Source organism: Sorangium sp. So ce321, from assembly GCF_051530195.1.
Lineage (GTDB): Bacteria > Myxococcota_A > Polyangia > Polyangiales > Polyangiaceae > Sorangium.
The window spans coordinates 1,781,133-1,796,135 of sequence record NZ_CP150329.1; the positions used below are offsets into that span (position 1 = coordinate 1,781,133).

Below are 15,003 nucleotides of genomic sequence, written 5' to 3' on the forward strand. Positions count from 1 at the left end.
GCACTGTTGAAGAGCACACGGAAGGCGAGCGGCCTCCCTGCCGCGCGAGCCACTCCGGGGGGACGGGCGTGGATGCAGAGGCAGAGATTGCGTAGCGCTTCGATCCGACTGAAGCTCTGGTCGCTCGCCGGCGTGCCTGTCGCCGGGGCCCTGCTGCTCGCGGCGATGATCGTCGGCGACGCGCAGCAGCAGGCGGCGAAGGCGGCGGGGATCGGCTCGATCGAGGACCTCGCGGAGCTCTCGTCGATCATGGCGCAGCCGCTGCACGCCCTGCAGAAGGAGCGGGCGTGGACCGCGCTGGTGGAGGGGCTGGAGGTCCGGCCCCAGGACGCGATAGACCCCGAGGGCGCGCGGGGCGCCGCGCCGCCGTTCCAGCGCGCCGCGGCGCTCGGGCGCGCGAGCGACCAGCTCCGGGCCGCGCGGGCGGCCACCGACGAGAGCCTCGCCGCCCTCGACGCGTTCCTGGCCGCGCGCGACCTCTCCGGGCTGCCGGCCCGGCTGGCCCGCAACCTCGCGGACGCGCGCGCCCACGTGGGCGCGCTCGGCGCTTTCCGGAGCCAGGCCGACGCGAAGGCGGCGTCGCTCGACAGCGTGCTGAGGGCCTTCGGCAGCGTCAACGTCAGCCTGATCCGGGCGAACGCCGGGCTCTCCGAGCTGAGCGACGACGGCGAGCTCCTGCGCAGCATCCAGTCGCTCGTCGCCGTGGACGAGTTCGCCGAGCGCGCCAGCCGCCAGCACGCGCTGCTCGCGCACACCTTCTCGTCAACGCAGTTCGAGCCCGGCGCCTTCAAGACGCTGGTGACGTTGATGACGGAGGAGGAGCTCTATCACGACGTCTTCCTCGCCAACGCGTCGGAGTCGGCGCGGGCGCTCTACGACGCCTCCCGCTCGGACGCGCACGTGCTGCGCGCCGACGCGCTCCGCGCCGCCGCGATCGCGTCGACGGAGGAGGCGCTGACCGTCGACCACGACGCGTGGTTCGAGGCGCAGCAATGGCGCGTCGACCGGCTCGCCGCGATCGAGCGCGAGGCGCTCACCGGCATGCGGCGCGCCGCGGCGGACAAGGTCGAGGGCACGCGGCGCACGGTGCGCGACGGCATCCTCGTCTCGGCGTTCGTGCTCCTCATGTCGGGCGCGCTCGCGTTCGTGCTCGTGCGGGGGCTCTCCCGGTCGCTCGAGGTCCTCGGCGAGGCCGCGGCGCACGTCCGGCGGACGCGCGACTACACGACGCGCGCCCGCAAGACCGCCGACGACGAGTTCGGGGCGCTCACCGACGCCTTCAACGAGATGCTGGCGGGCATCCAGGCGCGCGACGAGGCCCTCGAGAGCCACCGGCAGAACCTCGAGGCGACCGTCGCCGAGCGGACGTGCCAGCTCGAGAAGCGCAACCGCGAGATGCGCCTCGTGCTCGACAACGTCGATCAGGCGCTCGTCACCATCCACCGCGACGGCACGATGGAGCCCGTGCACTCCGCCGCCTTCGAGCGCCTGTTCGGCGCCCCGACCGTCGAGGAGCACTTCGCCGATCGCATCGCCGGCCACGACCCCCGCGCCCGCGCGTTCCTCCGGATGGGGTGGGAGGCCGCCTGCGAGGACTTCCTCCCGCTCGAGGTCGTCCTCGACCAGCTCCCCAAGGCCCTGCTCCGCGACGGCCGCCACCTCACGCTCGGCTTCAAGCCGATCCTGACCGGCGAGGGCCAGTGGAGCGGCGCGCTGATGGTGATCACGGACGTCACCGCCACGATGGACTCCCTGCGGGAGTACGAGCAGCAGCGCGAGTACATCCAGGTGTTCGAGCGCGCCGTGAAGGACCGGCTCGGCCTGCTCGGGTTCGTGAGCGACACGAGCAAGCTCGTCGACGCCGTGAGCTCGCGGACCGTCACCGAGGTGGACCACGTGATGCGCCTCGTGCACACGATCAAGGGGAACGCCGGGCTCTGGGACGTGACGAGCGTGGCGAGGGTGGCGCACGAGATCGAGAGCTTCGTCGTCGAGGAGCGCTCGCTGCCGCCCGACGAGCTGATCGACGCGCTGAAGGGCGCGTGGTGCGCGTTCGTGGCGCGCGTGAGCGGCCTGCTCGCCGGGGCGGCGCAGGCCACGCGCGTCGACGTCGTCCACGAGGAGATCGACGCCCTGCTCGAGATGGCGCGCGAGCGCCGCGAGCACGCCGAGCTGGAGCGGGCGCTCGAGTCGCTCCGCAACGAGCGGACCGAGGTGCGGTTCAACCGCATGAAGGACCAGGCAGAGACCCTGGCGCGGCGGCTCGGCAAGCCGAAGCCCGACGTGCTCATCGACGCCGGCGGCGTCCGGCTCCCCTCGTCGCGCTTCGCCGCGATGTGGCAGGCGCTGGGCCACGTCGTGCGCAACGTGATGGACCACGGCATCGAGCGGCCGGAGGCGCGCGAGCGCGCCGGCAAGCCGCCGAACGGCGCGCTCACGCTCCGCTCGCGCGCGACGGCGGACGAGATCCTCATCGAGATCGGCGACGACGGCGCGGGCATCGACTGGGAGCGCGTGCGCGACAAGGCCGCCGCCGTGGGGCTGCCGAGCGCCACGCGGCGCGATCTCGAGGCCGCGCTGTTCGCTCCCGGCTTCAGCACCGCCGAGCAGGTCACCGACGTCTCCGGCCGCGGCGTCGGCCTCGGCGTCGCGCTGTACGAGTGCCGCCGGCTCTCCGGCCGGGTGGAGACCGAGACGGAGCTCGGCCAGGGGACGACCTTCCGGTTCCGGTTCCCCCGGGAGCTGAACGAGGTGGCCGTCCCGCCCGCGGGCGCGCCGTCCTCCGCGTCGCTGCCGCCGTCGAGCAGGCGAGGCTCGCTCCTCGTCGGCGCGCCGCGCGTCGGATCGAGCCCGAGCCTGCCGCCTGGCGGCGCGGGCGGCGCGCCGGGCGCGGGCCAACCGGATCGGGTGGCGCAGTGAGCGCATCGACCATGCAGAGCGATCGAGCGAGGAGAGCGGAATGAACTCGGAGAGCTGGCTCCGCATCTATGGCGAGCTTGCGGCGTCGTGCGTCCACCTGTTTCGCGACAACGGCGTCGAGATCCGGCTGCTGGAGGAGGCGCCGTCGGAGGCGACGCCCGGCAACGCGGTGGTCTCCTTCATCGGCTTCACGGGGGACCACCTCCGCGGCAGCCTGACCATCGTCGCCCCGGTGGCGCTCATCAAGCGCAGCCACCCGCTGCGAGAGCAGCGCGCGCTCGACGAGGACATGGTGTGCGACTGGGCGAGCGAGCTCGCCAACCAGCTCCTCGGGCGGGTGAAGAACCGGCTGCGCCCGCTCGGGCTCGTGATCGTGCTCTCGACGCCGAGCGCGGCGATCGGCGAGCACCTGCGCGCCAGGGAGGAGCATGGCGAGGGCTTCCGGCGGCTCCTGTTCGACGCAGGGGCCGACCGGCTCGCCGTGCTGTTCGACGCCGTCGCCCCGGACACGGCGCTGCAGCTCGAGGAGGTGAGCCCTTCCGATCCGCAGCGCGAAGGCGAAGTGCTGCTGTTCTGAGCCGCGGGGCCGCACGCGCCCAAGGAGACACGATAGATGCCCAAGAAGATTCTTCTCGTCGAGGATTCGAGCACGGTGCGCCAGCAGGTCGGCATCCTCCTGTCAGGGGCGGGCTACGGCATCCTGGAGGCGGACAACGGCCGGGACGCGATCGCCACGGTCGCCGCCCAGAAGGAAGGGCTGGCCATGATCATCGCCGACGTGAACATGCCGGTGATGAACGGCATCGAGATGGTCCAGGGCCTGCGGGACAAGAACCTCGCGTCCGGCGTGCCGATCCTCATGCTCACCACCGAGGGTCAGCCCGAGCTCATCGAGAAGGCCCGGAAGGCCGGCGCGAAGGGGTGGATCATCAAGCCGTTCAAGCCGGACCTCTTGCTCGCCGCCGTGAAGAAGCTCGCCGGCGAGCCCTGACGCCGTGCGGCCGGGCGGGGAGGCGCGTGGGCTGCGCGCGCGGTGCGCGCGGCCGTGCGCGCAGCCCACGCGCTCCCGGCTGCTGCGGTAGCTACTTGCAGGCCATCGCGTCGAAGCAGACCGCGGGGTCCTCCGCGAAGCGACGGAAGTTCTCCGCCTCGGGGTGGCCCGGGAACGGGACGTAATAGTAAACGGCCTTGTCGTCGAAGTCGGCGCCGTCGTAGTAGGTCTGCCACGTCAGCACGTAGGAGACGCCGGCGCTCTTCGCGAGATCGAGGAGGTGCTCGTTGTACCAGTCCTCGGTGACGGCACCCTGGCCCGCGCCCGGGAACAGGCCCGCGACCTCGGCAGAGGAGAGCACGACATCGGACGCCGCGCTGAGCCCGTAGTTGGCCAGGAACTCCGCCTGCAGGCCCTGGTCGAACAGCGTCTCGTACCACCGGCTCACGTGGGCCGCAGGATAGAGCGTGAGCGACTCGCCCGCCGCGAGCTTGCTGACCCGGTGGAGGAGGTGCAGCCGGTAGGTGCCCGTCTCCGTGAGCGCGTGCGGCTTGCCCTTCGCCTCGCCGATGTCCGCGACGGCGCTGGCCATCCGCTTCATGTCCTCGAGGTCGGCCGCTGACGCTGCCCGCTCGTACACGTAATAGAGGTCGATCCCGAGGATGTCGATGAGGTCGTCCCCGGGGTACGCCTCGAGGTAGTGCTCCTGCAGCAGCTCGGAGGTCGGCTCGCCGCTCTGGGCGGCGATCGCCTGCTGGGGCGGGCTCTCGTAGGCCGCCCCGAGGTCGGAGAGCTCCTCGACGAGGCGCGCCCGGAGCATGTCGCGAGACAGGCTCTCTGGATCTCTGACCTTCGCCTCGGCGGGCGTGACCGAGCTGTCGCTCAGCTTCCGCAGCTTGTCGGTCGAGTAAGCGAAGATCACGTTCTCCATCCCGGGCTCGCTCCGGATCGCCTCGGCGAAGGCGCGGTACGCGGCGCGGTACGCGTCGGGGCCGGTGACGGCCTGATCGTCGCCGAGCAGCCCCTGGCAGTTCCAGTACGGCTGACCCCACCAGAACCACGCGCCTGTGTGCTCGTGGAACGGCCTGAGGACGATCGGCTTGCCGTCGAGCCCCTGCTCGCGGAAGAACTGGGCCACGTACTTCGCGTGGGCCACGAGCCAGTCGCGCGCCGAGATGCCGGAATAGGTCCCCTCCGCGATCGGCAGGTCATTGGCGATCTTGCAGATGCACTTCAGGTTCTCCGGGATGTCCGCGCTGGAGGCGAGGGATCGCGCGTAGTACGTCTCGGCGTAGAACGGGGTGCCGCCGCCCTGGGCGTGGATCGGGATCTCCTGGCCATCGACCGTGATCGTGGCGAGCGGCGTCGCGATGTCGGGCGCGAAGTCGGAGGTGGTGATGTCGTAGTTGCACGGGGGTGTGTGCCAGTCGATGGTCACCATGCCGCCCGGCTGCTCCAGCGTGTACACGGCGGCGTCCGCGGTGACGTCGCGCCGGTTCCAGGCGACCGGATCGAAGACCATGGCGTCGAGCGAGAGGCCGAGCAGCCCGGGGTCCTCTCCGACGGTGGCGCCGGCGTCCGACGTCCAGTCCCGCTCGCCGCGGCTGGCCGCGCCCGCGATGCTCGAGAACCAGTCGTTGGTCGAGACGAGCTTCATCGCGTCCGCGTCGTAGAGCCCCCACACGATGGCATTCTCGTATCCGAACCGGAACTTGCCGGCCCGGGAAGACGTCCAGAGGTCCTCGAGCAGCTTGCCCCGCGGCGTGTCCGGGAAGTCCGGCTCCTCGCCGGGCGGCGTGTCGCCGGGCGGCGTGTCACCCGGGGGCGTGTCTCCCGGGGGCGTGTCTCCGGGCGGCGTGTCGCCGGGCGGCGTGTCACCGGGCGGCGTGTCACCGGGCGGGGTACCGTCGTCCGATGAGCCGCACGAGGCGGTCAGGCACAGGAGGAGCGCGGCGAAGAACCGAGGGGTGATCTGGATGACTTTCATGAGTCCTTCCCTGCGAGCGATGCCAGTGGGGGAAGCGAGGACAGCCGAGTTAATCGGTTCAGTGAAGGCAGCCACGTCCTGGGGTGAAGCGCCGCCAGTTCCGCGCCGGTTTCACCCGATCGCTCATCGGCGCGATGGGCCGGGGCGTCAAGGGCCGCCGTGGAGGCTGGTGCGCCTGGAGCGCGCGTCGAGCGGCCACCAGGGCAGCGCACGCCGGACGGCCGCCGCCGGCGCGAGAGTAAGTTAACCGGTTTACTCAAGCGCGTTTTCCCGGGGATCGCGCCCCGTTCGCCCGGCCCTGGCGGCCGGGCTGGCGATGCGCTTCACACGTCGACGCGGACACGAGCCGTGCGGCCCCGCCGCCCGCTCCTCGGCCGTCCTACCAAAGCCAGGATTGGGCGTCCTGTGCGATGCGCGCCCTCCGCACCGCACAGCGCTGCTGCTGCCGCCGCAGATCGCACGCCCCAGCGGGATCGCTGAAAACGCGTCAGGACGGAATTTTCTGCTTGCGCTGCTTCCACCCGCTTTCGTCTACTGGGACGATGCGCACGTGGGCTCATCGCACTTCGATGCTGGTGGTGGCCGTCCTCGCGGCCGTGTCGGGATGTGGCGAGGAGGGCGCGAGCTCGCCTGACGGGGACAGCGGCGGAGCGTCGTTCGAGGGCGTGGTCCTCGACCTGACGGATCGGTACGTCACCGAGCGCGGCGAGCTCACCGCGCGCCGGGACATGTCGGGGTTCGAGTCCGTCGAGGCCCAGGTGATCGCCGCCGACGGTGCGGTGCAGACCTTCCCTGGCGCGCTGTCGGCGGATGGCTCGCGCTGGGAGATCCCGGAGGTGCCCGAGGGGGAGTACTGGCTCGTCACGACAAGCGCTCCGGACGAGCGCGCCGTGGGCGCGCCCACGGGCCGCGCGATGCTGCAGGCGACGGCGCGCACGCTTGATCTCGGCCGCTCGTTCGCGGGGCGGCCCGACGGCGGCGAGGCGACGCAGGACGTCGATGTCGCGCTCACGGCGGATGGGCTCAAGCCCTGGCACCAGGCCAGCCGCGACGAGGAGGGCGAGCTGGTCCAGCCGCTCCAGGACGGCATCGAGCTCTACAGCTTCAATGTCGACGCGTTCGCCCTGCTCTACCCGGAAGAGGGGACAGAAGGCGCGCCCGCCGACAAGGACACGGCCTGCTCGGGCTGGGCGTTCAACTGGCGGGACGCTGTCTATCCGGCGTCGCACGACGGCGAGCGGCCGCTGGTCGACGGCTCCCAGGGGGATGTCCTGCACGTCACCCAGCTCGTGGAGCACCAGGCGGCCCCGCCGTCGGGTGAGACGGACCCGCGCGACCCCTGGTCCTCGCTCACCTACCAGGCGGCGGAAGCGTCGTTCTCGACCCGGGAGGTGATCATGCGGGACGGGGAGGCGATCGCCCTCGGCGGCTCGCTCGCGCCGCTCGCCCTGTCGAGCTTCGCGGCCGACCTCAGGATATCGCGGTTCGCCGCGCAGGTGACGGCGCACGCGCCGGCCGCCCTCTCGAACGCGAGCACCTCGGTGGCGCTGTACCAGGAGCCCGGCAGCGGCGTGCCCCTCTATGGCTGGACGCCGACGTTGTTTCACGCGCAGGTCGCGAGCGGCCGGGAGCCGGTCGACGCGACCTGCTTCCCTCATGACGGCACGTGCGATCCGCAGCTCTGCCCGGACGGCTGCGACGACGCCCTGAGCCTGGTCCACCCCGGCGACCACGCGGCGACGTACCCGTACGGGAACCCGTACGCGGGGAGGGGCATGGAGCTGCTCGACGTGAGGGTGTCGTTCAGCACGCGGGTGGCGCATCCCGTCGAGGAGAGCCAGGAGGTCCTGCGCGGCTTCGTGTCGGTCGTCGTGAGCGCCGAGGAGGCGAACGGCGTGGCGGTGGAGCCGCGGCTCGGCCTGCCGCGGGACCTGCGGATCGACGGCGAGAGCCTGCCCGCGGACGCGGTGATCGAGGGCACCGGCGCGACGCCGACCATCACCTTCGAGCCGCCGGACCTCGGCGCGCCAGACGGGTATCACGTCGTCATCTTCCTTCAGGACGACATCAAGAGCGCGGACGGTGAGGTGTTGACCCAGCGCACCAGCGTGCTCGGCGTCGACACGGCGGAGACCACGGTCAAGGTGCCGGCGGGCGTGCTCGAGAGCGGGCGGTACTACAGCGCGCAGGTCACCGCGTACCTGGGCACGCACACGCGAGAGGCGCCCGCGAGGTACCGAGGAGCGACCTTCGCCCAGGCACAGAGCTACACGGGCATGTTCACGCCCTGACGGCGGGAGCCCGCTGGCGTCGTCACCGGCTCATCGTACAACCCCCTGGACGCCGCCAGTCGAATCCTTAGCGTCATCCGGTAAACGCAGGAGTCCGTCCCTGCGTAAGGTATTCTCCGATAGCTCTTTGGGGTCGAGACGACGCTCCGCCGCCGCGCCGGACCGGGGAGGCGGCGCGCGCTGTTCCCCGCGCTGTCACCCCGAGAGCCGCGGCGCGACCAAACTCCGAATAACTCGCCGACCGCACATGCCTGCTCGCGATCAGCGTGATAGCTTGCGCGCCCCTATGGATAACGTAACGAATCACGTCGTCAGAGAGCGCATCGACGAGGGAGACTGGGGGCGACTGCATGTCACGCGCGCCTGCTGTGGCGCGGGTGTTTGCAGGAACTTCGCGCCGGAGCTCCTGGCCGAGGTAGCGCCGGCCCACGCGGAGCCCGCGCGAGGCGACGTCGAGCGCCGCGTCCTCCCCATGCTGGAGGGCTGCCATGACGAGGGGGCGTTCACGGGCGTCCTGCGCCAGCCGCGGAGCCAGGCCGATCTCGAGGCGGCGCGCGCGGCGGTGGCCTCCTGTCCGGTCCACGCATTGCGCCTCAGGCCGCCTGCCGATCGCGCCCGCCCTGCCGGCGCGCTCGGCCCTCCGTTCCGCACCTGGCCGCGCCGCCTCGAGGACGACGTGTGGGCGCTCGGCCACCCCTCGGACAAGAACGTCAGCGCCACGGCGTACTTCATCGAGCGCCCCGGCGGCGGCGTGCTCGTCGATCTTCCCAAGGCGAGCGAGGCGGTCTTCCGGTTCCTCGAGGAGCACGGCGGCGTCCGGTGGATCTTCCTCACCCACCGCGATCACGTCCGCCACCACGCCGAGTTCGCGGCCCGCTTCCCTGGCTGCCGCCGCGTCCTCGGCGCCGCGGACGTGAACCTGCGCGGCAGCGAGCACAGCGAGGCCACCGGCGACGTGGAGATCCAGCTCCGCGACCGCCCCGAGCCCATGACCCTGGAGGGCGCGCCGCTCGACGACGCCGAGCTCGCCGGCGCCGAGCTGGCCGTGCTCTCCCAGCCCGGCCACACGGCGGGCTCGATGTGCCTCCTGTACCGGGGCCGCTTCCTTTTCACGGGCGATCACCTCGCGTACTCGCGCCGGCTCGGCCAAATCACGGCGTTCCGGCTCCAGTGCTGGGACGACTGGGAGCGCCAGACACGATCCGTGCGCCGCCTGGCCGCCCTGGCGGCGGCTGGCCACCTCCGCTTCACGTGGCTCCTGCCCGCCCACGGAGAGTGGCATCGCCTCGAAGGCGACGGCAGCGCGCGCGCGACCGCCGTCGAGCTCCAGCGCGCCGTCAGCTGGATGGAGCGGCAGGCCCCCGGCCACGTGCCGATGCACCGGTTCATCCCGTGGCTGCAGAGCCGCACGCGCCCCGGCAGCGTGCTCGCCCGCGCCGTGCGCGCCATCGGCGGCGAGGGCCCCGGGAGCGAGGCGTGGGTGCTGCCGCGCGCCGTCCGCCCCTACCTGCCCGATCACCGGCCGGAGAAGGACGCAACAGCGCTGCTCCGGGTATCTCTTGTCACAGCCACCGCGCTCGGCGTCGCAGCGGGGGTTGTATGGCTCGCGGTGCGCGCGGCGGGGGCGGCCGTGACGAGGAGGGCGTGAGGCGGCCCGCGGGGGCGACGCTCGGTGCGCGCGCTCCGCGGGCGCTCGCGCTGCCTGGCTCACCCCGGGTGCAGCAGATACCGGGTGTCCGGGTTCTCACGGCGCCAGATCACGCTGTCCATGAAGTAATGGTGGATGTTCACGAACACGTAGATGGCGGCGAAGTACGGTGTGTCGCCCAGGTCGGCCGTCGCTTCACCGGCGCTCGCGCCCAGCACCAGCGCTCCGTCGAGGAGCTCGGGCGCGCCGCGGAAGAGGACCCAGCCGAGGCCGACCGCGGACGCCGCCAGGAGCGCGAGGCGCGCGCCGGTCGGCCTCCCGAAGGAAGGCGGGCCCTCGGCCTCGCGCGCCTCGTTCCGCTTCAGGAGCCAGACGAAATACAGATACTGGACCGAGTGCAGCGCCGGGATCATGTACACCATGAGCCGGTCGAGGCTCGAGTACACGGTCCAGAGCCAGATCGTGATGAGGAACCCGGTCAGCGGCCCGATCGGCGGCAGTCGCCGCTCCGCGCGCCACCTGCGCGCGAGCGCCCAGAGCAGCGCGAGCGCGCTCAGCCCGAAGGCGATCCCGGTGGCGAGCTCGAGCCCCGGCGGGTGCGCGAGCGACGTGTAGATCACGCCCTTCTCGGCGACCTCCCGGCCCGGGTCGGCCGGGCTCGCCCATGCATGAGCCCAGCCGGCGAAGCAGTGCCCGAGGACGGCCCTGCGCTCGGCCGGGCTGAAGCGAAAGCCGCGTCGCGCCGAGAGCACCGTCAGGATGCCGAAGCCCTGCTTCACGTAATGCCAGCCCACCAGGAAGAACATGAGCTGGATCATGAAGCCCATGGTCCGCGCGGAGCCGGTCGCCAGCGCCGCGGCCGCCCACGCGAGGAGCGCGAGCGGGACCAGGACGCCGGCGGCGATGTAGCGAGCGCGCTGCATGGGGGCGAGCGCGCCCCCGAGGGCGCGGCCCCGCGCGTCCTTGTAAAAGAGCAGGTACGTCACCGCGAAGTGCGGGTCGTTGATCAAGGACGCCGCGTGGAACGTCAAGAAGCCGACAGCGAGCTCCGCCGGATCGAGCCCGACGGCCCGGCGCAGGAGCCACGCGAGGGGGAAGAGCACGAGCGTCGCGCCGCCCACCAGCAGGAACTCGATGGCGCGGGCCCGGAAGGCCCGTGGACGCGACGTCTCGGCAGCGCCGAGCAGCGTCACGGTCGCGCTGGTCATGCGGCGAGGCTACCACAGCGCGAGGTCGTCCAGGCGGTCGAGCAGGCGCGGCGCGCGGCGCACGGTGAAGCCCGTCGCCGCGCGCGCCAGTCCAGGGAGGACCGCGCAGCGCGCGCCGGCGCGAGCCGGATTGGCGGGACGAGCGGCGGCTGCTCACCTCTCTCCGCTCCCTCCGCGACTCCGTGGGTGCGGCGAGCTCGGCTGGCGTGCACAGGAGAGAGCATGTCGTGCGTGAGCTGCGAAGAGGTCGCACGTCCGCCGAGGCGACGGACAGCGCAGCCTTCATCAAAGCTTGTACGAGCGACTCTCGCCGGTGAGCGCCCACACGGGGTGTGCCCAGGCGAGCAGCGGGCCTCGAGGCGGCTCTGTCGGCGCGGCTTTCTCCGTAGATCGGCGGGCGAGACATCGCCTATACTCTCATCGAGCTCCGGGCGCACGGCGCGTCACGCTGGCAGCCCGGGCGGCGATCGCGGGATACCGATGGTCCACTGCAGAGGACGAGCCCGCGGCGCTGCGCGAGCACGAAAGCACGAGGTGTAAGCGCCATGGGCACGGATGTCCGACTCGACACGGGCGTTGTGAGCGGGGAGGTGCGGGCGCTCCGCGACGACGTCCTTCGGCTGGAGCAGGAGCTGGCCCGGCGCGACGAGGAGCTGGCCGAGCACAGGCGGGAGCTCCAGGGCCTGTACGAGCGCGAGGCGCGGCTCGTCCGGGTCGAGGAGGAGCGGAAGCTGCTCGCCGCCGTGGCGGAGAACAGCTCCGACTTCATCGGCATCGCCTCGATGGAGGGAAAGGCGAAGTACCTCAACGAGGCGGGGATGCAGCTCGTCGGCCTGCAGGCAGACGAGCTAAAGAGCGTGACGATCAGCAGCTTCTTCTTTCCGGAGGACCTGACCTACGCCGTGGAGCACATCCTCCCCGAGACAATGAAGCACGGACGCTGGGTGGGGGAGTTCAAGTTCCGACACTTCAAGACAGGCGCTCCGATACCGGTCCTCTACAACTCGTTCCTGATCAAGGACCCCGACTCCGGGCAGCCGATGGCGCTGGCGACCGTGACGGCGGACCTGACCGATCGCAAGCGCGAGGAGGAAGAGCGCGTGCGCCTCAAGGACGAGGTGATCCGGGTCCAGGCCGCCACGCTGCGCGAGCTGTCGACCCCGCTGCTCCGGATCGGCGACGGCGCCGTCCTCATGCCGCTCATCGGCGCGATGGACGCGGGCCGCGCTGCGGCCGTCCTGGAGCGGCTGCTCCAGGGCGTCAGCACCGAACAGGCGAGGGTGGTCCTCCTCGATATCACGGGCGTGTCCAACGTGGACACGCAGGTCGCCGACGCGCTCATCCAGACGGCGCGGGCCGTGCGCCTGCTCGGCGCGCAGATGGTCCTCACCGGCATCCGCCCGGAGATCGCGCAGGTCCTCGTGGCGCTCGGCGTGGATCTGCGCGGCATCCTCACGCTGGGGTCGCTCCAGAGCGGCATCGCGTTCGCGATCCAGCAGCCACGCTAGTCCCGTGCGTCAGGTCATCGTCAAACCTCCTGGCGACAGCCTGTAACGCCGCAGGCGGCCAATCGAAAGAGGTCAAGGCCGCGAATCCCGCGCTGGTCGTCTTGACGGCGCATCGCCGATTCGCCTTCTTTTTTCTACGATCACGGGCGCAGCCGCCGCGAGGGCCGACAGCGGACGACGCGGCGTCGCACCTCCCTGGCTCGCCAGCGCCGGGCTGCGACGTGGCTTGGATCGCGGCCCTGGAGGCCGCCGGACGGGCTCGAGCAAAACTTTTGCCGCCGCCCGTCGTCCAAGGCGCATGCCCACCCCCTACCGAGACGACGCCGACGCCCTCAAAGCCCGCCACGCCCAGCTCGTCGAGGAGCTCGCGGCCATCGAGGAGAGGGTGGGGGAGCTCTCGGCCCTCCAGCAGGCCCAGCAGCGCCTGGAGCGGGAGCTCTCGACGGTGCGCCAGCGGCTCGACGGCATCACGGCGCGCCGCGGCCTCCCGCTGCTCGACAGCCTCCGCGTCGCGAGCCCGTGCACCGCCAGCTGGGACGAGATGGCCGGCGACGATCGGGTGCGCTTCTGCCAGCGCTGCGAGAAGAACGTCTACAACCTGTCGGAGATGCCGCGCGACGAGGCGGAGCGGCTGGTCCGCGCGGCCGCCGGCGACCTGTGCGTGCGGCTCTACCAGCGCGCCGACGGGACGGTGCTCACGGCCGACTGCCCCGTCGGCGTGAACCGGCGCCGCATCCGCAACATGACCGCCGCGGCGGTGGGAGGCGGCCTGCTCGCCGCGGGGATGGCGCTCGCTTCCGCTTCGTCTTCGTCGAGGGTCGTCATGGGCGGCCTCGTGGCGCCGCCCCGGGCCGTGGCGCCCGACATGGGCCCCAGGCCCGGCATCGGCCTCATGCCGCCGCAGAGCGTCCCTCAGCCTGGCGCCAGCGACCGCACGGTGATGAGCATCGCCGACCGACCCGCGTCCCCGGAAGCGCCGGCGCCCGCAGCCGACGAGCCGCCTCGTCTCGAGGGGGCGCCGGCCGAGCCCGCCGCGGCGGCCCCGAAGGCAGCGCCCCCGCGCCGCGGCGTCGCGCCGGGCGAAAAGGCGCCCTGCGGGTGCGTCGCGGGGGATCCGCTCTGCACCTGCCTCTGATCCCACCGCGGGCGACAGCGCCGCTCCGGCCCGCGATACAGCAGCTCGGGCCGCGCGGCAGCGGCGCTGCGGCGATCCCCGGGCGCTGCCAGCGATCCCGACGCGGGCCACGTAACGTGGCCTGCCGCGCCGGGCACCCCCGGATCAGGGGAGCAGGCTGCACTTCGACAGGGGCGTCCGGTAATCCATCGCCTGGGTGTTGCGCTCGAACTCGTCCAGGTTGTTCGGACAGACGATGTACCAGCCAGCGTCGGTGAACGCGCTCACTTGCCTGTCGGTGGTGGCCAGGTCGTACGCGAGCAGGACGGTGTCGTAGCCCCAGCCGAACAGCTTCTGGCCGAGGAGCACGTCCACGTATCCCGCGCGCATGGGCTCCAGGTACTCCGGCAGCGTATCGAAGGCCACCGAGTGGATGGTCCTCGCCTCCGCCCTCTCGGCGAGCAGCGGCGCGTTGGCCGCGAGGTTCGGCTCGCCGAGGAGCTTGCTGTAGGAGAAGAAGAACCCCGTGATCTCCGGGTCATCCTCCAGGGCCACCTGGGCCTGCTTCGTGCAGAAAGGGTCCTTGTAGTCGCAGCAGAGGCAAGGGAGGGTCACGGCGCGCTTCATGTCCGGATACTTCGACAGCGCCTCGGTGAAGCCGGCGGTCCGGTCGACGAAGGTCCCCGCGGCGGTGGGGGTGTAGCCCCCTTTGTTGTCCTCCTCCATCATCGTCTGGAAGGCGACCTTGCCGGTCTTGCCGTTGATGATCGCGAGGGCATCCATGAGGTACGCGGCAGCGGCCTTGTTGTCCATGCCGTAGTACGTGTGGCGCTTGCTGGCCGGGGCGTCGCCGCCGTACGTGACGACCTTGATGCCGGCGTCCACCGCCTCGTTGATCATATCGTTCTCGCAGACCCCGTCGAAGACATCGATGGAGATCGCGTCGACCTTCATGTCGATGACCTCCCGGAGCACCGTCATCTGCGGCCGGGAGAAATAGCAGGCGTCCTCCGGAACCGTCGGCTCGCCGTCCGGCGTGAGCTCCGGACATTCGGGATCGATGATCAGCACCTCGACCGGCCGCGTGCTCGTGGTCGCCAGCTCCGTCCGCGCCTGCCTTGCGCCCTCGCGGCCCAGATCGTGGAACCGATTGCACTTGTTGTGCGTGATGTAAGCGATGGTCACCGGGGCCCCCGTCGTGACGGCGCTCTCGCCGCAGGCGAGCAGCCCGGTCGACAGAAGGATGCCCGCAGAGATGGCGCGATGGTGCATGAATCCCCTCCTCTTTCACATGAATCGACGTGTTCTATCGTGACGAGAACCACGGCGCGCGACCG

The 15,003-nt window shown here is 71.6% G+C and carries 10 protein-coding genes; 7 read left to right on the forward strand and 3 right to left on the reverse strand.

Annotated features, from left to right (window positions below; genetic code table 11):
• Positions 1 to 87: 87 nt before the first annotated feature.
• The 3 genes from WME89_RS07025 to WME89_RS07035 are packed head-to-tail and all read left to right on the forward strand — an operon-like array spanning position 88 to position 3,910.
• Positions 88 to 2,919, forward strand: coding sequence for a nitrate- and nitrite sensing domain-containing protein (locus WME89_RS07025; RefSeq protein WP_438008467.1), 2,832 nt, complete (start codon positions 88 to 90; stop codon positions 2,917 to 2,919).
• 40 nt (positions 2,920 to 2,959) lie between these two features.
• Entirely contained in the window at positions 2,960 to 3,496 is a 537-nt protein-coding gene (locus WME89_RS07030) for a chemotaxis protein CheX (RefSeq protein ID WP_438008468.1), read from the forward strand.
• Between the two features lie 36 nt (positions 3,497 to 3,532).
• Complete coding sequence (locus WME89_RS07035; protein ID WP_436625487.1) at positions 3,533 to 3,910, forward strand: response regulator; 378 nt, start codon at positions 3,533 to 3,535, stop codon at positions 3,908 to 3,910.
• A gap of 91 nt (positions 3,911 to 4,001) precedes the next feature.
• Here WME89_RS07035 and WME89_RS07040 read toward each other — a convergent pair whose 3' ends face one another.
• Positions 4,002 to 5,897, reverse strand: a complete 1,896-nt coding sequence (locus WME89_RS07040) for a glycosyl hydrolase (protein ID WP_438008469.1) — start codon at positions 5,895 to 5,897, stop codon at positions 4,002 to 4,004.
• A 569-nt stretch (positions 5,898 to 6,466) separates the two neighbouring features.
• Here WME89_RS07040 and WME89_RS07045 point away from each other — a divergent pair.
• Positions 6,467 to 8,188, forward strand: coding sequence for a hypothetical protein (locus WME89_RS07045; protein ID WP_438008470.1), 1,722 nt, complete (start codon positions 6,467 to 6,469; stop codon positions 8,186 to 8,188).
• A gap of 286 nt (positions 8,189 to 8,474) precedes the next feature.
• Entirely contained in the window at positions 8,475 to 9,836 is a 1,362-nt protein-coding gene (locus tag WME89_RS07050) for an MBL fold metallo-hydrolase (protein ID WP_438008471.1), read from the forward strand.
• A 59-nt stretch (positions 9,837 to 9,895) separates the two neighbouring features.
• On the opposite strand, the gene WME89_RS07055 is transcribed toward WME89_RS07050, so the two are convergent.
• Positions 9,896 to 11,044: a hypothetical protein gene (locus WME89_RS07055; RefSeq protein ID WP_438008472.1), complete on the reverse strand. Its 1,149-nt coding sequence runs from the start codon at positions 11,042 to 11,044 to the stop codon at positions 9,896 to 9,898.
• A 545-nt stretch (positions 11,045 to 11,589) separates the two neighbouring features.
• Here WME89_RS07055 and WME89_RS07060 point away from each other — a divergent pair.
• A complete protein-coding gene (locus WME89_RS07060) occupies positions 11,590 to 12,552 on the forward strand; it encodes an STAS domain-containing protein (protein ID WP_438008473.1) in 963 nt (320 codons plus the stop codon).
• Positions 12,553 to 12,850: 298 nt separating this feature from the next.
• Positions 12,851 to 13,687, forward strand: a complete 837-nt coding sequence (locus tag WME89_RS07065; protein ID WP_438008474.1) for a hypothetical protein — start codon at positions 12,851 to 12,853, stop codon at positions 13,685 to 13,687.
• A 144-nt stretch (positions 13,688 to 13,831) separates the two neighbouring features.
• Here WME89_RS07065 and WME89_RS07070 read toward each other — a convergent pair whose 3' ends face one another.
• Positions 13,832 to 14,938 (reverse strand): substrate-binding domain-containing protein, encoded by a 1,107-nt coding sequence (locus WME89_RS07070; RefSeq protein ID WP_438008475.1) that lies wholly within the window; start codon positions 14,936 to 14,938, stop codon positions 13,832 to 13,834.
• Positions 14,939 to 15,003: the final 65 nt, after the last annotated feature.